This is a genomic window from Aestuariicoccus sp. MJ-SS9, assembly GCF_032586235.1.
Taxonomy (GTDB): Bacteria; Pseudomonadota; Alphaproteobacteria; order Rhodobacterales; family Rhodobacteraceae; genus Aestuariicoccus.
Genome location: NZ_JAWHTD010000002.1, coordinates 1 through 18,979 on the forward strand (window position 1 = coordinate 1; position 18,979 = coordinate 18,979).

The following is an 18,979-nucleotide window of genomic DNA, read 5'->3' on the forward strand; positions in this document are numbered from 1 at the left end:
AACCCTGCAGGCCAAAGCCAACAAAATAAGACATTTCTCACATAAATTCAGAGCGTTGGGCGTTGTTCAGACCCGACTCTTTACGATGGCGGCGGCCATGAACGCGCCGCCCTCAAGCGAGCGGGCGAAGGGCAGCGTCACCTTTTCGAGCGTTCCGAAAATCGGGGCGAGGACGACCATCATCGACGCCCAACCCGCCGCAAGCCGGCTGAGAGAGGCGATCTTGCCCGGCGGAAGGGAAGGACCGGAGAACAGGGTAAGGACGATCAGTGCGATCCCGAAAAATACGATCATACCGCCGATGGAGTTTAACAGCGCCGCGGTCTCGGGGTCGTCGATCGCGAATTGGCCCACGTACGGGATCGTGAAATTGGGATCGCCCTTGACGATTACCCGAAATCCGAGACCGTGCTGCAGATAGAGCGCGTTCAGCAGGCAGCAGACGATCAGCATCAGGGCGGTCGGCGGGTAGTTCGACCCGGAATCCGGCGGATTGATCCGGTCGTAGATGAAGGGCCGGGGTCTGAACAGAAACGAGAGGATTGCCACCGGCAAGGTCAGGGGCAACTGAAGAACGGTTTCGGTCAGTTGAAGCTTGGGGGGCCTGATGACCGACACTGCACTACGTCCCAATCTGAATACGAACGGCACGACTCTACCACCGCGCGAGCGTCAGACCAAGTGCGGGCCGCTTGCCGGAACATCGAGCGTGCCGTTCAGGGGGCGGCAGGCCCGCGGCCCCGCCAGGGTTACGACGGCAATTCGTCCGACGGGATGATCGGGAAAAACGTCCCCGAAGACCAAAGTCCGAACCAGCCGTCATGATGCGCGCCCAGATCCACCAGCCGGTAAAAGCTCTTGCGGTCGATCAGCGCCTCGAGGTTGGCGCGGATCAGCACGTAGGGCGACGGTTCGCCCGTGTCGGGGTCGCGCTCGACCCGGATCGGATGATCGGGGCCGGCGGTGGCGCTGTCGCCCACATGGGTGGTGAAGGTCAGTTGCTGGTCGCGACCGGTGCCCGTGGCCTCGAAATCGGTGGCGACGAAGGGCGCGTCATCCACGGTGATGCCGACCTTTTCCACCGGCGTGACCAGGAAATACTTGTCGCCGTCCTTGCGCAGGATCGACGAAAACAGCCGAACCAGCTCGAACCGCCCGATCGGCGTGCCGAGGTAGAACCACGTTCCGTCCCGTGCGATGCGCATGTCGAGATCGCCGCAGAACGGCGGGTTCCATTTGTGCACCGGCGGCAGCCCGCGTTTCGATGCGGCCCGGGCCGAGGCCGCCAGCCCTTCGGCGGAGGGTGTCACGATATTTTGTGCGCTCATAACTTTTGCCATTTGGGTTGTGCGGGATACACTCTATCTGAAGAAAGTAGGATTTACAGGAGGGATGTTATGGCCGAGGCCGAGGATCTGGTCGCCGAAATCGAGGCGCTGGAAGAGAAATTGGCCGAGGCCAAGCAGGCGATCACCAAGCGGTTCATCGGGCAGGAGCGGGTTGTCGACCTGACGCTCGCGGCGCTGCTTTGCGGCGGGCACGGGCTTTTGATCGGCCTGCCGGGGCTGGGCAAGACCCGGCTGGTGGAAACCCTGTCGACGGTGATGGGGCTCAACGGCAACCGGGTGCAGTTCACGCCCGACCTGATGCCGGCGGATATCCTTGGGTCCGAGGTGCTGGAAACCGGCGCCGACGGCAGCCGGGCGTTCAAGTTCATCGAGGGGCCGATTTTCTGCCAGCTGCTGATGGCGGACGAGATCAACCGCGCCTCGCCGCGGACGCAATCGGCGCTGCTGCAGGCGATGCAGGAAAAGGTGGTGACGGTGGCCGGGGAAACCCGCCCGCTCGAGGCGCCGTTCCACGTGCTGGCCACGCAGAACCCGATCGAGCAGGAGGGCACCTATCCCCTGCCCGAAGCGCAGCTCGACCGGTTCCTGGTGCAGATCGACGTGGCCTATCCCGACCGACAGACAGAAAAGGACATCCTCTTGGCCACGACCGGCGTGGCCGAGGCCGAGGCGCATCAGGTCTTCGACGGCCCCAGCCTGATCGCGGCGCAAATGCTGCTGCGGCGGATGCCCGTGGGCGACGCGGTGGTCGAGATGATCCTCGATCTGGTGCGCGCGTTCCGCCCTGCCGACCCGTCCTCGGGCGAGCGGGTGCGCGACACCGTGGCCTGGGGTCCGGGGCCGCGCGCGGCGCAGGCGCTGATGCTGACGGTACGCGCGCGGGCGCTGTTGCAGGGCCGGCTGGCGCCGTCCCCCGAAGACGTGATCGACATGGCCCGCCCGGTGCTGGTGCACCGCATGGCGCTGACCTTTTCGGCGCGGGCGCGGGGCGAGGACCTGGGCGCGCTCATTGACGATGTGGCTGGCCAGATGCTGCGGTCCGAGGCGGCTGCGTGACATCCGAGGTCGCCCTTCTCCGGCAGCGCGCGCAGGAAGAGGCGGCGCGTTTTCCCGCCCTTCTGGCGCGGGCCGAACAGCTTGCGGGCACCGTCCTGCTGGGCGAACACGGCCGCAGACGCGCGGGGCTGGGCGACGATTTCTGGCAATACCGCCCGATGCGGCCCGGCGACACCTACCGCCAGATCGACTGGCGGCGCTCCGGCCGGGGCGACGGCCAATTCGTGCGCGAGCGTGAATGGCAGATCGCGCAGTCGGTGCTGCTCTGGGTCGATCCCGGCGCTTCGATGCGGTTTGCCAGCGACAAGAACCTGCCCACGAAATCCGACCGGGCGCGGCTGACCGCGCTGGCGGCGGCCATTCTGCTGATCCGTGGCGGCGAGCGTGTCGGGCTGACCGGCTGGAGCCTGCCGCCCCGCCGCGGCGACGTGCAGATCCTGCGGCTGGCCGAGGCGCTGTCGGACGAGGGTGACGAGGATTACGCCGAACCCGAGGCGCGGGGGATGCTGCCGCATTCCCGCGCGATCTTCGTGTCGGATTTTCTGGGTGACATCGTCCCGGTCGAGGCGGCGCTGACCAAGGCCGCCGACCGGGGTGTGAGGGGCGCGCTCTTGCAGGTGCTCGACCCCAGCGAAGAGGCGTTTCCCTTCAGCGGGCGCACGATATTCGAATCGGTCGGCAAGAGCGTCGCGCATGAGACGCTGCAAGCCAAGGACCTGAAAGAGCGGTACCTCGACCGGCTGGCCGAGCGGAAGGCCTATCTGGGTCAGCTGTGCCGCCTGACCGGCTGGCAATACCGCTGCCATCACACCAACGACAGCGCTCAGGCCGCCCTGCTGTGGCTATACCGCGCGATGGACGGAGGGCACGGATGACCCTGTTCGGAGTGCTCGGATTCACGACGCCCTGGCTGTTGCTGGCGCTGCTGACCCTGCCGATCCTGTGGCTGATCCTGCGGGCGGTGCCGCCCGCGCCGATCCGGCGGCTGTTCCCGGGCGTGGTGCTGCTGCTGGGGCTGAAGGACGACGAACAGGTCAGCGACCGCACGCCCTGGTGGCTGCTGCTGTTGCGGATGCTGGCGGTGGCGGCGGTCATTATCGGACTGGCGGGCCCGGTGCTGAACCCCGAGGACGACGCCGACGCGGCCGGAACCGGCCCGCTCTTGGTGGTGATGGATGCCAGCTGGGCGTCGGCCACCGACTGGCGCGCCCGCGAAGTGGCGCTCGACGGGCTGTTGACGCGCGCCGCGCGCGAGTCGCGGCCGGTGGCGCTCTTGCGGCTGACCGCGCCCGAAGCGCCGCAGTTCCAGAGCGCCGACGCGCTGCGCGCGCGGCTCGGCGGTATCACGCCCGAAGCCTGGCAGCCCGGCGATATGCAGGACGCGGTCGGGCTGCTGCCCGAAAGCGGTTTCGACACCTACTGGATGTCCGACGGGCTGGCGCGCGAGGGGCGCGAGGATTTGTTTTCCGCGCTCGAGGCACGGGGTGACGTGACGGTGTTCGAAAGCCCGCGCTCGGTTTACGCGCTGGAGCCTGCGGGGTTCGAGGATGGCAATGTCACGCTGACCTTGCGCCGTCTGCGGCCCGGCCCCGAGGCGGTGGTGGCGCTGACCGGCCACGGGCTCGACCCCGCCGGGAACCCCGCCGTGCTGACCCGCAACGAGGTGACGTTCGACAGCGGCGCCGTTTCCGCCGAGATCGCCCTGTCGCTGCCCGCCGAACTGCGCGCGCGGATCTCGCGCTTCGAGATCGAGGGCAACCGCAGCGCCGGGGCGGTGACCCTGCCCGACGACAGCCTGCGCCGCCGCGAGGTGGCGCTGATCGCCGGGCGCGAGAACCGCGAAGGGCTCGAGCTGCTGTCGCCGCTGCATTATTTGCACAAGGCGCTCGAGCCGACGGCGGATCTGCTGGACGGCGCTTTGCTGGACATCCTGCCCGCCAACCCTGACGTGATCGTTCTGGCCGATGTGGCCACGCTTGGCGCGGCAGAGGCCGAGGCGGTGACCGAATGGGTCGAAGGCGGCGGGATGCTCTTGCGGTTTGCCGGGCCGCGTCTGGCTGCCAGCGACGTCAGCCGCGACACCGAGGACCCGCTGCTGCCCGTGCGCCTGCGCGCGGGCGGGCGTACGGTGGGCGGCGCGATGTCCTGGGGCGAGCCCAAGGCTTTGGCGGAATTTGGCGAGGATTCGCCGTTCTTCGGCCTGCCGGTGCCGGGCGACGTGAGCGTTTCTGCGCAGGTGATGGCGCAGCCCGATCCGACGCTGGCCGACCGCGTGATCGCGCAGCTGACCGACGGCACGCCGCTTGTCACGCGCAAGGCGGTCGGCCAGGGGCAGGTCGTGCTGTTCCACGTCACCGCGAACGCCGAATGGTCGAGCCTGCCGCTGTCGGGCCTCTTCGTTCAGATGCTGGAGCGGCTGGCGGTGTCCTCGACCCCGGCCCAGCCCGAGGCCGAGGACCTGGTCGGCACGATCTGGCAGCCGGTGTCGGTGCTGGACGCTTTCGGCACGCTGCGCGAGGCGGGCAACCTGCCTGGTGTCGCGGGCGATGCGCTGGTGAGCGACCCGCTGGGGCCCGAGTTGCGGCCGGGGCTTTATGTGGGCGCGGACAGGTCGCTGGCGCGCAACGTGGTCACGGCCGAGACGGTGCTGGAACCGGTGGCCTGGCCCGACGGCGTCCGGGTCGAGGGGCTGAGCCGCCCGCAGGAAACGCCCCTGGCCGGTTGGCTGCTGGGGCTGGCGATTGCGCTTTTGCTGGCGGACGTGGTGGCCTCCTTGGCCCTTTCGGGCCGCCTCGGCATGGCGCGGGCGGCGGTTGTCGTCCTGGCCTCGCTGGCGGCGGTGCAACCCGGGGCCGCGCGCGCGCAGGACCCTGTGGCCATGGCCGCGACATCGGAGGTGGTGCTGGCGCATGTGCTGACCGGCGACACGCAGCTGGACGATCTGGCCGAGGCCGGGCTGCGCGGCCTGTCTGAGACGCTGTTCTTCCGCACCTCGGTCGAACCCGCCGATCCCATGAGCGTCGATCTGGAAACGGACGAGCTGGCGTTCTTCCCCTTGCTCTACTGGCCGGTGACGCCGGATCAGCCGACCCCCTCGGCCGAGGCTTATGCCAAGCTCAACACCTATCTGCGGTCGGGCGGGATGATCCTCTTTGACACGCGGGATGCGGATATCGCGGGCTTCGGCGCGTCGTCGCCCAACGGACGCAAGCTGCAGCAGCTGGCCGCGCCGCTGGACATTCCGCCGCTGGAGCCGATCCCGACGGACCATGTGCTGACGCGGACGTTCTATCTGTTGCAGGACTTCCCGGGCCGGTATGTGGGCCGCGACGTCTGGGTCGAGGCCGCGCCTCCGGATGCCGAGCTGATCGAGGGCATGCCCTTCCGCAACCTCAACGACAACGTCACGCCGGTGGTCATCGGCGGCAACGACTGGGCGGCGGCCTGGGCGATGGACGGGCGTGGCAATCCGCTGGTGCCCATCGGGCGCGGCTTCAGCGGCGAGCGGCAGCGTGAGATCGCCTATCGCTTCGGCGTCAATCTGGTGATGCATGTGCTGACCGGGAATTACAAATCGGACCAGGTGCATGTGCCTGCTCTGCTCGACAGGTTGGGCCAATGACGGGAACCATCGTTTTCGATCCGCTTCTGCCGTGGGCCGCGATCTGGGCGCTGGCCTTGGTGGCGGCGGTTGGGGTCGTGCTGGCGCTGTGGCGCGGGTTGTCGGGCTGGGCCTTGCGCGCCTTGGCCGGGCTGGTTCTGGTCGCGGCGCTGACGCAGCCCGGCTACCAGATCGAGGACCGCGCGCCGCTGTCGGACATCGTGCTGATGGTCGTCGACGAAAGCGCCAGCCAGCGGCTCGCCGAACGCGCGGGCGTGACCGACGAGGCAGCCGCGGCGCTCGAGGCGCAGCTGGCCGCGCGCCCGGGCACCGAGCTGCGCCGCATTCCGGTCGGCGATGGCGAGGGCGACGCGGGCACCCAGCTGATGACCGCTCTGTCGGCGGCCATGGCCGAAGAGCCGCGTGGCCGGATCGCGGGGATCTTCCTGCTGTCGGACGGTCGCCTGCACGACCTTGAGCGCGCGCCGAACCTGCCCGCGCCGATGCACCTGCTGCTGACCGGGCGCGAGGACGACTGGGACCGGCGGCTGATCGTCAAGAACGCCCCGGCCTTCGCCATTCTGGGCGAGCCGGTGACCCTGACCCTGCGGATCGAGGACGACGGCGCGGCCCCGGCGACGGAGATGACAACGCTGAACATCTCGGTGGACGGGGCCGAACCGCAGACCTTCACGCTGCCGATCGGCGAGGATCTGGACCTGCCGATCACGCTGCCACACGGCGGGCTGAACGTGATCCAGTTCACCGTTCCGCAGGCCGAGGGCGAGCTGACCGACCGCAACAACACCGCGCTGGTGCAGATCAACGGCGTGCGCGACCGGCTGCGCGTGCTGCTGGTGTCGGGCGAGCCGCATGCGGGCGGGCGCACCTGGCGCAATCTGTTGAAATCGGACTCGTCGGTGGATCTGGTGCATTTCACCATCCTGCGCCCACCCGAAAAGCAGGACGGCGTGCCGGTCACCGAATTGTCGCTGATCGCCTTCCCGACGCGCGAGCTGTTCCTGGAAAAGATCGAGGATTTCGACCTGATCATCTTTGATCGCTACAAGCGGCGCGGTATCCTGCCGGCGATCTATCTCGACAACGTGCGCAACTATGTCGAACAGGGCGGGGCGGTGCTGATCGCCGCCGGGCCGGATTTCGCGTCAGCAGATTCGCTCTATCGTTCGCCGCTGTCGGAGATCGTGCCGGCGGAGCCGACGGCGCGGGTGGTTGAGGAGGGCTTCCGCCCCAAGGTCACCGATCTGGGCGAGCGGCATCCGGTCACCGCCGGGCTGATCGGGCAAGAGACCTGGGGCCGCTGGATGCGCCAGATCGAGGTCGAGCCTGCGGGTGGCGACGTGGTGATGTCGGGCGCGGGCGACCGGCCGCTGCTGATGCTCGACCGGGTGGGCGAAGGGCGCGTGGCGCTGCTGGCCAGCGATCACGCGTGGCTCTGGAACCGGGGGTTCGAGGGCGGCGGGCCGCAGCTGGAGCTGCTGCGGCGGCTGGCGCATTGGATGATGAAGGAACCCGAGCTCGAGGAAGAGGCGCTTTGGGCCGAACCGCAGGGCCAAACCATGCGCATCATCCGCCGTTCGCTGTCTGGCGAGGTGGGCGCGGTGACGGTGACGCGGCCCGATGGCGAGACCGAAGAGGTCACGCTGGAAGAGGTCAGCCCCGGCCGGTTCGAGGCGCTCTACGAGGGGCCGGAAATCGGGCTTTACCGGCTGAGCGAGGGCGAGGAAGAGGCCGTGGTCGGCCTCGGCCCCGCCGCCCCGCGCGAATTCGAGCAGACCATCGCCAGTGGCGCGGCGCTGGAGCCGGTGATCGACACCATGCGCGGCGGCGTGCTGCGGCTGGAGGAGGGCGTTCCGGGGATCCGGTCGGTCAGCGCCGGGCGTCCGGCGGCGGGCCGCGGCTGGATCGGGATCACCCCGCGCGAGGCGTTCGAGACGCTGGACGTGACGCAGACGCCGATCCTGCCGGCCTGGCTGACGTTGCTTTTGGCCTCGGCCTTGATCGTCGGTGCGTGGCTGCGGGAAGGGCGGCGTTAAGCGGGGGCAGGGGCTGTGTTGCGCCGATGGGTCAACCGCCCGGCACGATGTCGAGCGGGACCGTGCTTTCGCCCCAGCCGTCCTGATTGCAGCGCGCGCGGATCAGCACCCGGCGGGTGCCGTCGGGCAGCGACACGCCGGACAGCGACCGGGTGAAGGGCTGTTCCATCACATGCGGATGCGCCAGGTCGCGGGTGCCCAGAACGGTGCCGTCCACGTCTTCGATCCGCCAGCCGTCGGCGTAGTGATCCCATCCGGTATCGGGATGCGCGAGCGTGACCGAGACCCGCCAGGAGGGGCCGGATTGTTGCGCGTCGGCCCCCACAATCCGCGGGCTGTCGGCGAGGGCGGGGCCAGTGGCAAGGGCCAGGGCGAGAATGATCCGTGTCATGCGCCCATGCATAGCAGAAGTTCCGGTCACCCGGGCGTCACGTCGCCGTGTGCGCCATCGCTTTGCCCCAACAGGATCTCGCGCGAGCGGGAGGCGAATTCGCGCCGCACGATCACCAGTGCGGTAAAGACCGTCGCCACGATCAGCGGCCACGGTCCCAGCAGCCAGGCCGCCGAGGCGATGCCGAAATAGATCGAGCGCAGGCCGCGGTTGTAGCTGCGCGCAGCGAAGACGTTGATCTCTCCGGCCTTGTCGGCGCGCGGCAATGCGTGGGGGTCGGTCGGATCGACCGGCACCGCGGCCATGAGCACGGCGCAATAGCCGAAAAGCCGATGCGCCCAGACGAACTTGAGGAATGCGTTGGCGGCGAAGAGCAGCAAAAGCAGCAGCTTCATTTCCCAAACGACGACCGGATGCTCGGCCTGGACCAGCTCGGCGGCGACGCCCTGCAGCCGCTCGGCATTGCCCAGAAGAGCAAAGCCGCCGCCAAGGGCGATCATGCAGGCCGACGCGAAGAAGGCGGTGCCCTGCCGCAGGTTCCCGATGATCTGCGAATCGAAGATGCGCGGATCGCGGATCACGAACTGGCGCATCCATTCGCGGCGGTAGCCGGCCATCAGTCGCGAGGTCGAGGGCAGGCGCCGCGGCGAATGCTCGATCAGCTGGCTGAGGCCGAGCCAGAGCACCAGCAGAACGCCGACGGCCGCTAGGTCGATCGGCGAGAACAGCAAGAGGCGGTCGAGCCAGGCCATGGGTCAGAACGGCTTGACGACGACGACCCAGAGGATCGCGATGGCGCCGAAGACGCTGATCTCGTTGAAGATGCGCAGGTAGCGGTCGGATTCGGTGAAGACGCCGCGCCGCGCGCGCAGAACCAGCCGCCCGGTCCAGCCGTAATGCGCCGCCAGCGCCAGAACCAGCGCCAGTTTCAGATGCACCCAGGCCGGCCAGCCCCATTGCGCGCCGAGCCAGAGCCCGGTCAGCAGCGCGATCACCCCGAGCCCTGCCGAAAAGCGGTAAAGCCGGATCGTCAGGTCGCCTAGGGGCCCGAATTCGCCCAGCTTGTCCCATTCGCGCTTCCAGTAGATCAGCGCGCGGGGCACGGCGAAGATGCTGGTCATCCAGCCCATAACGCAGAGAATGTGTATGATCTTGACCCAATCCATGCCGCCAGATGGCAGGGCGGGCGGGGTCTGTGCAAGATGCCGCGCCCGGGCAACAAGAAAAGATTTGGCAAAACGGCGATTTTGGTTATATAACTTTACCAATTTCAGGGAGAACGCCATGCAGATGCCAGAACCCGACCCGCGGATCCTGTCGCGGAAAGCCAAGATCGTCGCGCGTCTGCGCGAGGTGCTGCCCGCCGATGCGGTGATCGACGACGAGGCCGAGACGCGCGCCTATGAATGCGACGCGCTGACCGCCTACCGCTGCCCGCCGCTTTGCGCCGTGCTGCCGTCGAACACCACCCAAGTGTCGGACGTGCTGCGCATCTGCTTTGAGGAGGGCGTGCCGGTGGTGCCGCGCGGATCGGGCACCTCGCTGGCGGGCGGGGCGCTGCCGACGGCGGATTCGGTGATCCTTGGCGTGGCGCGGATGAACGACGTTCTGGAAACGGACTACGCCAACCGGATCATCCGGGTGCAGACCGGCCGCACCAACCTCAGCGTCACCGGCGCGGTGCAGGACGAGGATTTCTTTTACGCGCCGGATCCGTCGTCGCAGCTGGCCTGCGCCATCGCGGGCAATATCGCGATGAATTCGGGCGGGGCGCATTGTCTGAAATACGGCGTGACGACCAACAACCTGATGGGCGTCACCATGGTGCAGATGGACGGCACGGTGATCGAGCTGGGCGGCGCGCATCTGGATGCGGGCGGGCTCGATCTGCTGGGGCTGATCTGCGGGTCCGAAGGCCAGCTGGGCGTGGTGACCGAGGCGACGCTGCGGATTCTGCGCAAGCCCGAGGGCGCGCGCCCGGTGCTGATGGGCTTTGACAGCAACGAGGTGGCCGGGGCCTGTGTGTCGGACATCATCAAGGCGGGCGTTCTGCCGGTGGCGATCGAGTTCATGGACCGCCCCTGTATCGAGGCCTGCGAGGCCTTTGCGAAGGCCGGCTATCCGATGTGCGAGGCGCTGCTGATCGTCGAGGTCGAAGGCTCGGACGCCGAGATCGACGAGCAGCTGGGCCTGATCCTGCAGATCGCACGGCGTCACAACCCGGTCGAGCTGCGCGAGGCCAAGGACGCCGACGAGGCCGGGCGTATCTGGCTGGGCCGCAAATCGGCCTTTGGCGCGATGGGGCAGATCAACGATTACATGTGCCTCGACGGGACCATCCCGGTGACCGCCTTGCCGCATGTGCTGCGGCGCATCGGCGAGATGTCGAAGGAATACGGGTTGGGCGTCGCCAACGTGTTCCACGCGGGCGACGGGAACATGCATCCGCTGATCCTATTCGATGCCAACAAGCCCGGCGATCTGGAGCTTTGCGAGACCTTCGGCGCGGACATCCTGCGGCTTTGCGTCGAGGTCGGCGGCTGCCTGACCGGTGAGCATGGCGTGGGGATCGAGAAGCGCGATCTGATGGTGGACCAGTTCGCACCGGCGGATCTGGAGGCGCAAATGGCGGTGAAGGACGTGTTCGACCCCAAGTGGCTCTTGAACCCCGCCAAGGTGTTTCCGCTGGCGGCGTCGGAAAGCCGCCGGGCGCTGGCGCTGGCGGCCGAGTGATGCGCCGTGGGGGGCCAGCCCCCCACACCCCCCGGAATATTTATGGATCAATGAAACATGAGACCTGAGACAGAGGCCGAGCTGGCCGAGATGATTTCTGCGGCCAAGGGCCCTTTGCATGTGCGTGGAGGCGGGACGCGGCAGGTGGGCGCGGCCTCGGCCGGGGCGGTGTTGGAAACCGGCGGGCTTTCGGGAGTGACATTGTACGAACCCGGAGCGCTGACGCTGGTGGTGCGCGCGGGCACGCCGCTGGCCGAGGTCGAGGCGGCGCTGGCGGAGGACAACCAGCGGCTGGCGTTCGAGCCGATGGATCATCGCGGGTTGCTGGGCACGCAAGGCGAGCCGACCATCGGCGGGGTCGTTGCGGCCAATGTCAGCGGGCCGCGCCGGATTCAGGCCGGGGCCTGCCGCGATTTTCTGCTGGGCGTGCGGTTCGTCGATGGCAGCGGCACGGTGCTCAAGAACGGCGGGCGGGTGATGAAGAACGTTACCGGCTACGATCTGGTCAAGCTGATGGCGGGGAGCTGGGGCACGCTGGGCGTGCTGAGCGAGGTCAGCCTGAAGGTGCTGCCGCAGCCGGAAACCGCGGCCTGCATTCTGATCGATGGGCTGTCGGATGCCGAGGCGGTCACGGCGATGGCGCAGGCGCTGGGGTCGCCTTACGAGGTGACGGGGGCCGCGCATGCGCCGGTGGGGATCGACGGGTACCCCGTGACCATGCTGCGCATCGAAGGGTTCGCGGATTCGGTGAAATACCGGGCGGGGGCGCTGTGTGATCTCTTCAGCGGCCATGCGGTGCGGGCCGAGCATGATCCCGAGGCGGTGGCCAAGGGCTGGCGCTGGGTGCGGGATGTGGAGCTGCTGCATGACCGGCCGGGCGATGTCTGGAGGATTTCCTGCAAGCCGTCCGACGCGCCGGGCCTGACGGCGGCGCTGAAAGCCGAGGCGCTGCTTTATGACTGGGGCGGCGGGCTGATCTGGGCGCTGCTGCCCGAGGGCACCGACGCCCGCAAGCGGCTGGGCGCCTTTGGCGGCCACGCCACCCTGGTGCGCGGGTCCGAGGCCAGCCGCCGGGCGCTTGGGGTGTTTCATCCCGAACCGCCCGCCGTGGCGGCGCTGAGCGACGGATTGCGCAAGCGGTTCGATCCGCGCGGCATCCTGAACCCGGGACTGATGAGCGCATGACCCGAGACACCCCTGCGGCGCTTGTTCCGAGGGGCGGCCAGGGACTTTTGGCAACGACATGCCGTGGTTCGCGGTGACCACGGCCCAGAGGATGGCGAGTTGAGATGCAGACAACCTTTACCGAAGAGCAGTTGAAAGACCCGGGCACGCAGCGCGCCAACGAGATCCTGCGCACCTGTGTGCATTGCGGCTTCTGCACGGCGACCTGCCCGACCTATCAGGTGCTGGGGGACGAGCTGGATAGTCCGCGGGGGCGGATTTACCTGATCAAGGACATGCTCGAGAACGAGCGCAAGCCGGACGAGAGGACCGTCAAGCATATCGACCGCTGTCTTTCGTGCCTGGCCTGCATGACGACCTGCCCCTCGGGCGTGCATTACATGCATCTGGTCGACCACGCCCGCGCCTATATCGAAAAGAACTACGACCGGCCTTGGTCGGACCGGGCGCTGCGCTGGATCCTGGCGCGCGTGCTGCCTTACCCGACGCGGTTCCGGGTGGCGCTGCTTGGGGCCAAGATCGGCCGGCCTTTTGCGCGGTTCATGCCGGACGCGCGGCTGAAGGCGATGCTGGAAATGGCGCCCAAGACCATTCCCCCGGTCAGCCGCAACGACGATCCGCAAAGCTTTGCGCCCGAGCAGCCGAAAAAGATGCGCGTGGCGCTCATGACGGGCTGCGCGCAGCGGGCGCTGAACACCGACATCAACGACGCCACCATCCGCCTGCTGACGCGGCTGGGCTGCGAGGTTGTCGTGGCCGAGGGCGCGGGCTGCTGCGGGGCGCTGACCCATCACATGGGCAAGGAGAACGAAAGCCATTCCACCGCCGCGCTGAACATTCGCGCCTGGGCGCGCGAGATGGACGGCGAGGGGCTGGATGCGATCGTCATCAACACCAGCGGCTGCGGCACCACGGTCAAGGATTACGGCCATATGTTCCGCAACGACACGCTGGCCGAGGATGCCGCGCGGGTCGCCGGGATCGCCATGGATGTGAGCGAAGTGCTGGTCAAGCTGATGGGTAAGGACACCGCCGCAAGCGCGCCGAAGGCGCCCAAGGGCGAAGGACCGATGCGGGTCGCCTATCACGCCGCCTGTTCGCTGCAGCACGGCCAGCAGATCAAGACCTATCCCAAGGACCTGCTTAAGAAGGCCGGGTTCGAGGTGGTCGAACCCGCCGACAGCCATCTGTGCTGCGGCAGCGCGGGCACCTATAACCTGATGCAGCCCGAGATCTCGAAGCAACTGAAGGCGCGCAAGGTTCGCACGCTCGAGGCCAAGAACCCCGATGTGATCGCAGCCGGCAATATCGGCTGCATGATGCAGATCGGCAGCGCCGCAGGGGTGCCGGTGGTGCATACGGTCGAGCTTTTGGATTGGGCGACGGGCGGGCCGAAGCCGCCCGCGCTGGTGGCCGCCGATTAACCCTCTTTAGGGAACAATTTACGGGGATCGCCGTAATTTCGCCGCATGGCAGGGCTAAAACCTCGCCAAACGTTTGGAGTGAAATGCGTGCGGTTGATCCTGTTGTGTTTGGCGATGATGTTCGCGGTCCCGGCCTGGGCGGAGGGCAGGGGCCTCTTTTCGATGGAATCCGCCGAAGGCGACCGCCGGTGGGAAGCAGTCGGGCGGCTCGAGATCGCCGGGAAAGCCTTTTGCACCGGCGCGCTGATCGAGCCGGACCTGGTGTTGACGGCGGCGCATTGTCTTTTCGATCCCGAAACCGGCGCGCGTGTGCCGGTCGAAGACATCCAGTTTCTGGCGGGCTGGCGCAACGGCCGCGCGGCGGCCTATCGGCGGGTGCGGCAGGCGGTCGAGGATCCGGATTACGATTTCGCTGGGCCTGCCGATGCCGACCGCGTGCGCAAGGATGTGGCCCTGATCGAGCTTCAGCACCCGATCCGCAACACCGTCATCACGCCTTTCGCGACCGACATCCGCCCGGGGTCGGGGGACGAGATCGGCGTCGTATCTTATGCGCACAATCGGTCCGAGGCGCCGTCGCTGCAGGAATTGTGCGAGGTGCTGGGCTTGCAGCAAGAGGTGCTGGTGATGTCCTGCGAGGTCGATTTCGGCAGCTCCGGTTCGCCGGTCTTCACCTTTGACAAGGGGCAGCCGCGGATCGTGTCGGTGGTGTCGGCCAAGGCCGATCTGGAGGGGCGGCCGGTGTCGCTCGGCACCTCGCTTGAGGTGCCGGTGGCGCGGATCAAGCACGTGCTGGCGCAGGGCGGTGTCCGCAATTCGCTGGCCGCAGGGGTCCGGAAAGAGACAGGTGCGAAATTCGTAAAGCCGTGATCGCCTCGTTGAAAATGCTGGCAGTGGCCGCCTTGGGCGTGCTGCCGCAGGCTGCGGCGGCGCAGGGCAGCGCCGGGCTGAGCGCCATGAACGACCGCGGCGACCTGCTGGGGTGGGAGGCCGTGGGCCGCATCGACCTGCCCGGCGGTTTCTGCACCGGTGCCCTGATCGCGCGCGATCTGGTGCTGACGGCGGCGCATTGTCTTTATGACGATGTCGGCCGCCCGCTGGATCCGGCCCGGATCGTCTTTCGCGCGGGCTATCACAGCGGCACCGAAATCGCCGCCTCGCGGGTGCGCCAATGGGCAACGCCCGAGGCCTATATGCCCAGTGCCGGCGGCCAGTCCGACGCGGTGATGATTCGCAACGATGTGGCGCTTTTGCGCCTCGCGACGCCGATGGTGGCCGCCGAGGCCGATCCCTTCCGCATTCACCAGGTCCCCCCGGAGGGCACGCGGGTCAGCGTCGTGTCCTATGGCCGTGGCCGGGCCGAGGTGCTGTCGCGCGAAGCGGACTGCGCCATGACTGGCGCGTTCCGGGGCGGAATCCTCAGCTTTGACTGCAACGTCACCTTCGGATCGTCGGGTGCCCCGGTCTTCGTTCGCGAGGACGGGCGGCTGCGGATCCTGTCGGTGATTTCGGGCGGGACCGCGCCGGGCCAGCCCGGCAGCGTCAGCTATGGTATGACCCTGCCGGGACTGGTGACGCAGCTGAAGCAGCGGCTGCGCGTCGTGGATGCCCGGCCCAAGGTCAGCGCCGGGGCCCGCCGGGTCACCGTGGGCCAGCGCAACGGCACCGGCGCGCGCTTTGTCCGGCCCTGACGCGGCGTCCCGCCCGGCAGGGCGGAGGGTCTTGAAAGCCCGAAATCACATACCCATGTCATCCTCATCGGAACGCCGCTTTCGGGTTCCGTGAACGTCAGCCGTCTGTCCCAGCCAAAGGGAAGACGCATCACATATCGGTATCGCTCAATGGAGGATGACCAATGCGACACTACGATTTTGCACCGCTTTACCGTGCCACCGTCGGCTTCGACCAGATCGCCGACATGATGGACCGGGTCCTGGCCAATGACGTCAGCCAGTCGACCTATCCGCCCTACAACATCGAAAAAACCGCCGATCACGAGTATCGCATCTCGATCGCCGTTGCCGGCTTCTCGGATGACGACCTGTCGGTCGAGGTGAAGGAACAGGCGCTGGTCGTGTCGGCCAGGAAGGCCGACACCGACGAAGGCCGCACCTACCTGCATCGCGGTATCGCGACCCGCGCGTTCGAGCGCCGCTTCCATCTGGCTGACCACGTGCGCGTTACCGGGGCGACGCATGAGAACGGGATGCTGCACATCGCTCTGCGCCGTGAGATCCCCGAGGCGCTGAAACCGCGCCGGATCGAGATCGCCAAGCCGCAGAAAGCCGTCGACAAGGATGTGCTGGAGGCCGAAGCGGTGAACTGATCCTCGGCACCTGACCCGAACCAAAGGCCCCGGCATTCCGCCGGGGCCTTTTTGCGTCTTGTGAACTTTCGCTCAGGCGGCGCGGGCCACGCGGTCCGGCAGCGCGACGTCGATCACCACGGCGCCGCGACGGTGCCGGCCTTCGACATGGCGGTGCGCCTCGACGATCCGGTCCAGCGGGAAGCGGCGGTCGATCACCGGGCGCAGGCGGCCCTCGGTTACCGCGTCCAGCAGCCATTGCAGATCGTCCCGGCTGTCGCCGTTCACATGCAGAACGATGCGGGGGCCGCCCAGCAGCTTGCTGCGCAGCAACTGCCAGATCTCGGCCCCGGTGAAATTGAGCGGCAGGAACAGGCCATTCCGGCGCAGCGCGCGCCGCATCTGCGGCAGGGTCGTTGCGCCGACGGTGTCGAACACCAGGTCATAACGGTCGACGGACCCGGCCACGTTCTCGGTCCGGTAGTCGATGGTCCGTTCCGCGCCCAGCTCGCGCATCAGCCTGGCGTTGGCGGCGCTGGCGACGGCGGTCACATGGGCGCCGAGGTCGCGGGCGATCTGCACTGCATAGGCCCCGACACCGCCGGACCCGCCGACGATCAGCACGTTTTGCCCCGGGCGGACCTGCGCCACGTCGCGCAGGAACACAAGCGCCGCGATGGCGCCGAATGGAAGCGCGGCGGCGCTGGCGTCGTCCAGGCTGTCGGGCGTGTGCAGCAGCGTTGCGTCCTCGGAGGCCAGCGCATATTCCGCGTGCCCGCCCTGACCGATGTTGCCAAAGATCCGGTCGCCCGGCGAAAAGCGGGTGACGGCGTGGCCGACGGCCACGACCTCGCCCGCGATATCCGACCCGCGCACGGTGTCGCGCGGACGGAAAAGCCCGAACATCAGCCGCCCCGGAAGCCACATCAGGCGCGGGAAGGCCGAGGCCCGCAGACGCCAGTCGGCAGTGGTGAGCGACGAAGCGCGAACGCGGATCAGCACCTCTTTGGGGCCGGGGGCGGGGGTGGGCAGATCGGTGAGGGTGACGGCCTCTGCAGGGCCATAGCTGGTGTTGACTGCGGCTTTCATGACGGGATCCTTTGGCTAAAATCTGGATTGGCCCCGGTCTACACTCTGCGAAATCGCATGCATATTGACCAATATCGCGAATCTGATATGCGGATATGCATGGATTGGCGCAACCTTGCCTTTGACTGGAACCGCGCGCGGGCGTTCCTCGTGACTGCCGAGGAAGGATCGCTGTCGGCGGCGGCGCGGGCGCTGGGTATGGCGCAGCCGACGCTGGGCCGCCAGGTCGCCGCCTTCGAGGAAGAGCTGGGCGTCACGCTTTTCGAACGGACGGGGCGGGGTCTTACCCTGACCGAGGCGGGCACCCATCTGATGACCCACATGCGCGCGATGGGCGAGGCGGCGGCGGCGGTGGCGCTGGCGGCGGGCGGGCAGGTGCAGGACATTTCCGGGCCGGTGGCGATCACCGCCTCGGAGCTCTATGCGCAAAAGCTGCTGCCGCCGGTGCTGGCGCGGTTGCGGGAGCTTGCGCCCGGGCTGATCATCGAGGTGGTGTCGTCCAACGAGCATCGCGATCTCAAGCGGCGCGAGGCGGATATCGCCATCCGCAACGGCCGCCCCGACCAGCCCGACCTGATCGGCAAGCTTGTGGCCGAGGATCGCGGGACCTTTTACGCCACGCGCGCGGTTGCCGAGTGTCTCGGTCCCGTATCGGGCCCGGCCGATCTGGCGCGCGCCGACTTTATCGGGATGGACGGGCTGGCCGGGTATATCAAGGCGCTCAATGCCTTCGGCATCCCGGTTACCGAGTCGCATTTCCCGATCCTCGCCGCGTCGCATTCGGCGCATTGGGACATGGCGCGCGCGGGGCTGGGCGTGGGTGTCGGGCCGTGCTGGCTGGGCGATGCGGACCCCGATCTGGTGGCCCTGCTGCCGCAGGGGCCGTACATCGACTACCCGGTCTGGCTGGTCGCGCATCGCGAGCTGCGCACAAGCCCGCGGGTGCGGCTGGTCTGGGACACGCTGGCCGAGATGTTGCCCGACCTTCTGCGCCGCTGATCAGCCCAGCAGCGCCCGCACCATGGCCGATTGCGGATCGGCGAGCCCGTCGATCACGTCGAAATGGTGCTTTCCGGGCTCAACCACATGGTCGGCCCCCCAGGCCTTGGCCAGCCATTCGGACTGATCCAGCAAGGCCGGGCGTTCGTCTGCGCCGACCCAGACCGTCACGGGCACAGCGGGCTTTTCGGCCAGAGCCGGGCTTTCAGCTATGGTCTCTTCCTCGGTCATCCGGAAATCGTCGTTCATCGAGGTCTGCATCAGCGGCCGCAGGTCCGACAGCGGCGAGATCGGCATCACCCGCGCAAGGCGTTGCGCCACGTCGTCGGGCAGCACCCCCGGCGCCGGCATCCGCGCCACCAGATGCCCGCCGGCGGAATGTCCGGTCAGCCGGATCGGGCCGGGGATGTCATGAGCGACGGCCGTGATCGCCTGCGCCACCTGCCGGGTGATGTCGGAAATGCGCACGCGCGGGCAAAGATCGTAGCTTGGCATGGCCACCGCCCAGCGATGAGCCAGCGGCCCCGCCGCCAGATGCGACCAATAGGAATTGTCGAATCGCCGCCAATAGCCGCCATGCACAAAGACGACGATCCCCTCGGGCGGGCCTTCGGGCAGGAAGAGATCGAGCGATTCGCGGGTGCCGTGCCCGTACATCACCCCAAGCCGCGCCCGCCCGGCGACCGCCATGCGCTGGCGGAACGCCTCGGCCTCGGCGGCCCAGCGGGGCGGGTAGGCGTCGGCCTCTGGAATATAGGCGGCGTTTGCATAGGCATCGTCCAGGTCCATC

General features: G+C 67.9%; 18 protein-coding genes. 11 read left to right on the plus strand and 7 right to left on the minus strand.

Going from position 1 to position 18,979, the window contains the following annotated elements; all coding sequences use genetic code 11:
• Positions 1–66 precede the first annotated feature (66 nt).
• The gene (locus RXV88_RS01755; protein ID WP_316290155.1) at positions 67–651 is read right to left on the minus strand and encodes a hypothetical protein; all 585 of its coding nucleotides are present in this window, start codon (positions 649–651) and stop codon (positions 67–69) included.
• A 98-nt stretch (positions 652–749) separates the two neighbouring features.
• The gene (locus RXV88_RS01760) at positions 750–1,328 is read right to left on the minus strand and encodes a DUF1285 domain-containing protein (protein WP_316290156.1); all 579 of its coding nucleotides are present in this window, start codon (positions 1,326–1,328) and stop codon (positions 750–752) included.
• A 69-nt stretch (positions 1,329–1,397) separates the two neighbouring features.
• On the opposite strand from RXV88_RS01760, the gene RXV88_RS01765 reads away from it, so the two are divergent.
• From RXV88_RS01765 to RXV88_RS01780, 4 genes are read left to right on the plus strand one after another with little or no spacing between them, the layout of a single operon-like run.
• Positions 1,398–2,405 (plus strand): MoxR family ATPase, encoded by a 1,008-nt coding sequence (locus RXV88_RS01765; protein ID WP_316290158.1) that lies wholly within the window; start codon positions 1,398–1,400, stop codon positions 2,403–2,405.
• The gene (locus RXV88_RS01770; protein ID WP_316290159.1) at positions 2,402–3,280 is read left to right on the plus strand and encodes a DUF58 domain-containing protein; all 879 of its coding nucleotides are present in this window, start codon (positions 2,402–2,404) and stop codon (positions 3,278–3,280) included. Before RXV88_RS01765 ends, RXV88_RS01770 begins: the two co-directional genes overlap by 4 nt.
• On the plus strand, positions 3,277–6,027 hold the full coding sequence (locus tag RXV88_RS01775; protein ID WP_316290161.1) for a DUF4159 domain-containing protein: 2,751 nt from the start codon (positions 3,277–3,279) through the stop codon (positions 6,025–6,027). The genes RXV88_RS01770 and RXV88_RS01775 overlap by 4 nt, the downstream gene beginning before the upstream one ends.
• A complete protein-coding gene (locus tag RXV88_RS01780) occupies positions 6,024–8,063 on the plus strand; it encodes a hypothetical protein (RefSeq protein WP_316290162.1) in 2,040 nt (679 codons plus the stop codon). Before RXV88_RS01775 ends, RXV88_RS01780 begins: the two co-directional genes overlap by 4 nt.
• Before the next feature lie 31 nt (positions 8,064–8,094).
• Here RXV88_RS01780 and RXV88_RS01785 read toward each other — a convergent pair whose 3' ends face one another.
• The 3 genes from RXV88_RS01785 to RXV88_RS01795 are packed head-to-tail and all read right to left on the minus strand — an operon-like array spanning position 8,095 to position 9,620.
• Positions 8,095–8,454, minus strand: coding sequence for a hypothetical protein (locus RXV88_RS01785; RefSeq protein WP_316290164.1), 360 nt, complete (start codon positions 8,452–8,454; stop codon positions 8,095–8,097).
• Positions 8,455–8,480: 26 nt separating this feature from the next.
• On the minus strand, positions 8,481–9,206 hold the full coding sequence (locus RXV88_RS01790) for a DUF599 domain-containing protein (protein WP_316290166.1): 726 nt from the start codon (positions 9,204–9,206) through the stop codon (positions 8,481–8,483).
• 3 nt (positions 9,207–9,209) lie between these two features.
• Positions 9,210–9,620 (minus strand): CopD family protein, encoded by a 411-nt coding sequence (locus RXV88_RS01795; RefSeq protein ID WP_316290167.1) that lies wholly within the window; start codon positions 9,618–9,620, stop codon positions 9,210–9,212.
• Positions 9,621–9,738: 118 nt separating this feature from the next.
• Here RXV88_RS01795 and RXV88_RS01800 point away from each other — a divergent pair, with 118 nt between their 5' ends.
• The 6 genes from RXV88_RS01800 to RXV88_RS01825 all read left to right on the plus strand — a co-directional run bounded on the left by RXV88_RS01800 (position 9,739) and on the right by RXV88_RS01825 (position 16,122).
• The gene (locus RXV88_RS01800) at positions 9,739–11,187 is read left to right on the plus strand and encodes an FAD-linked oxidase C-terminal domain-containing protein (RefSeq protein ID WP_316290170.1); all 1,449 of its coding nucleotides are present in this window, start codon (positions 9,739–9,741) and stop codon (positions 11,185–11,187) included.
• Positions 11,188–11,244: 57 nt separating this feature from the next.
• On the plus strand, positions 11,245–12,372 hold the full coding sequence (locus tag RXV88_RS01805) for an FAD-binding protein (protein ID WP_316290172.1): 1,128 nt from the start codon (positions 11,245–11,247) through the stop codon (positions 12,370–12,372).
• A 104-nt stretch (positions 12,373–12,476) separates the two neighbouring features.
• Complete coding sequence (gene glcF / locus RXV88_RS01810) at positions 12,477–13,796, plus strand: glycolate oxidase subunit GlcF (RefSeq protein WP_316290174.1); 1,320 nt, start codon at positions 12,477–12,479, stop codon at positions 13,794–13,796.
• A 114-nt stretch (positions 13,797–13,910) separates the two neighbouring features.
• A complete protein-coding gene (locus tag RXV88_RS01815; RefSeq protein WP_316290592.1) occupies positions 13,911–14,666 on the plus strand; it encodes a trypsin-like serine peptidase in 756 nt (251 codons plus the stop codon).
• A gap of 14 nt (positions 14,667–14,680) precedes the next feature.
• Entirely contained in the window at positions 14,681–15,487 is an 807-nt protein-coding gene (locus tag RXV88_RS01820) for a trypsin-like serine peptidase (protein WP_316290594.1), read from the plus strand.
• Positions 15,488–15,651: 164 nt separating this feature from the next.
• Entirely contained in the window at positions 15,652–16,122 is a 471-nt protein-coding gene (locus RXV88_RS01825; protein ID WP_316290176.1) for an Hsp20 family protein, read from the plus strand.
• Between the two features lie 72 nt (positions 16,123–16,194).
• Here the strand turns inward: RXV88_RS01825 and RXV88_RS01830 are convergent, their stop codons facing one another.
• Positions 16,195–17,190, minus strand: a complete 996-nt coding sequence (locus RXV88_RS01830; RefSeq protein ID WP_316290178.1) for an NAD(P)-dependent alcohol dehydrogenase — start codon at positions 17,188–17,190, stop codon at positions 16,195–16,197.
• Between the two features lie 99 nt (positions 17,191–17,289).
• Between RXV88_RS01830 and RXV88_RS01835 the strand changes: the two genes are divergently transcribed.
• On the plus strand, positions 17,290–18,189 hold the full coding sequence (locus tag RXV88_RS01835) for a LysR family transcriptional regulator (RefSeq protein WP_316290180.1): 900 nt from the start codon (positions 17,290–17,292) through the stop codon (positions 18,187–18,189).
• On the opposite strand, the gene RXV88_RS01840 is transcribed toward RXV88_RS01835, so the two are convergent.
• Positions 18,190–18,978 carry an alpha/beta hydrolase gene (locus tag RXV88_RS01840; RefSeq protein WP_316290182.1) on the minus strand — a complete coding sequence of 263 codons (789 nt, stop codon included), beginning with the start codon at positions 18,976–18,978 and terminating at the stop codon, positions 18,190–18,192.
• Position 18,979: the final 1 nt, after the last annotated feature.

What these genes read in the sequence shown, in the direction of transcription:
- RXV88_RS01840 (WP_316290182.1), bottom strand. Translation starts at nt 18,978, where the DNA reads ATGGACCTGGACGATGCCTATGCAAACGCCGCCTATATTCCAGAGGCC.
- glcF (WP_316290174.1), top strand. Translation starts at nt 12,477, where the DNA reads ATGCAGACAACCTTTACCGAAGAGCAGTTGAAAGACCCGGGCACGCAG.
- RXV88_RS01825 (WP_316290176.1), top strand. Translation starts at nt 15,652, where the DNA reads ATGCGACACTACGATTTTGCACCGCTTTACCGTGCCACCGTCGGCTTC.
- RXV88_RS01760 (WP_316290156.1), bottom strand. Translation starts at nt 1,328, where the DNA reads ATGAGCGCACAAAATATCGTGACACCCTCCGCCGAAGGGCTGGCGGCC.
- RXV88_RS01790 (WP_316290166.1), bottom strand. Translation starts at nt 9,206, where the DNA reads ATGGCCTGGCTCGACCGCCTCTTGCTGTTCTCGCCGATCGACCTAGCG.
- RXV88_RS01830 (WP_316290178.1), bottom strand. Translation starts at nt 17,190, where the DNA reads ATGAAAGCCGCAGTCAACACCAGCTATGGCCCTGCAGAGGCCGTCACC.
- RXV88_RS01835 (WP_316290180.1), top strand. Translation starts at nt 17,290, where the DNA reads ATGGATTGGCGCAACCTTGCCTTTGACTGGAACCGCGCGCGGGCGTTC.
- RXV88_RS01800 (WP_316290170.1), top strand. Translation starts at nt 9,739, where the DNA reads ATGCAGATGCCAGAACCCGACCCGCGGATCCTGTCGCGGAAAGCCAAG.
- RXV88_RS01815 (WP_316290592.1), top strand. Translation starts at nt 13,911, where the DNA reads ATGATGTTCGCGGTCCCGGCCTGGGCGGAGGGCAGGGGCCTCTTTTCG.
- RXV88_RS01820 (WP_316290594.1), top strand. Translation starts at nt 14,681, where the DNA reads ATGCTGGCAGTGGCCGCCTTGGGCGTGCTGCCGCAGGCTGCGGCGGCG.
- RXV88_RS01805 (WP_316290172.1), top strand. Translation starts at nt 11,245, where the DNA reads ATGAGACCTGAGACAGAGGCCGAGCTGGCCGAGATGATTTCTGCGGCC.
- RXV88_RS01795 (WP_316290167.1), bottom strand. Translation starts at nt 9,620, where the DNA reads ATGGATTGGGTCAAGATCATACACATTCTCTGCGTTATGGGCTGGATG.
- RXV88_RS01765 (WP_316290158.1), top strand. Translation starts at nt 1,398, where the DNA reads ATGGCCGAGGCCGAGGATCTGGTCGCCGAAATCGAGGCGCTGGAAGAG.
- RXV88_RS01785 (WP_316290164.1), bottom strand. Translation starts at nt 8,454, where the DNA reads ATGACACGGATCATTCTCGCCCTGGCCCTTGCCACTGGCCCCGCCCTC.
- RXV88_RS01775 (WP_316290161.1), top strand. Translation starts at nt 3,277, where the DNA reads ATGACCCTGTTCGGAGTGCTCGGATTCACGACGCCCTGGCTGTTGCTG.
- RXV88_RS01780 (WP_316290162.1), top strand. Translation starts at nt 6,024, where the DNA reads ATGACGGGAACCATCGTTTTCGATCCGCTTCTGCCGTGGGCCGCGATC.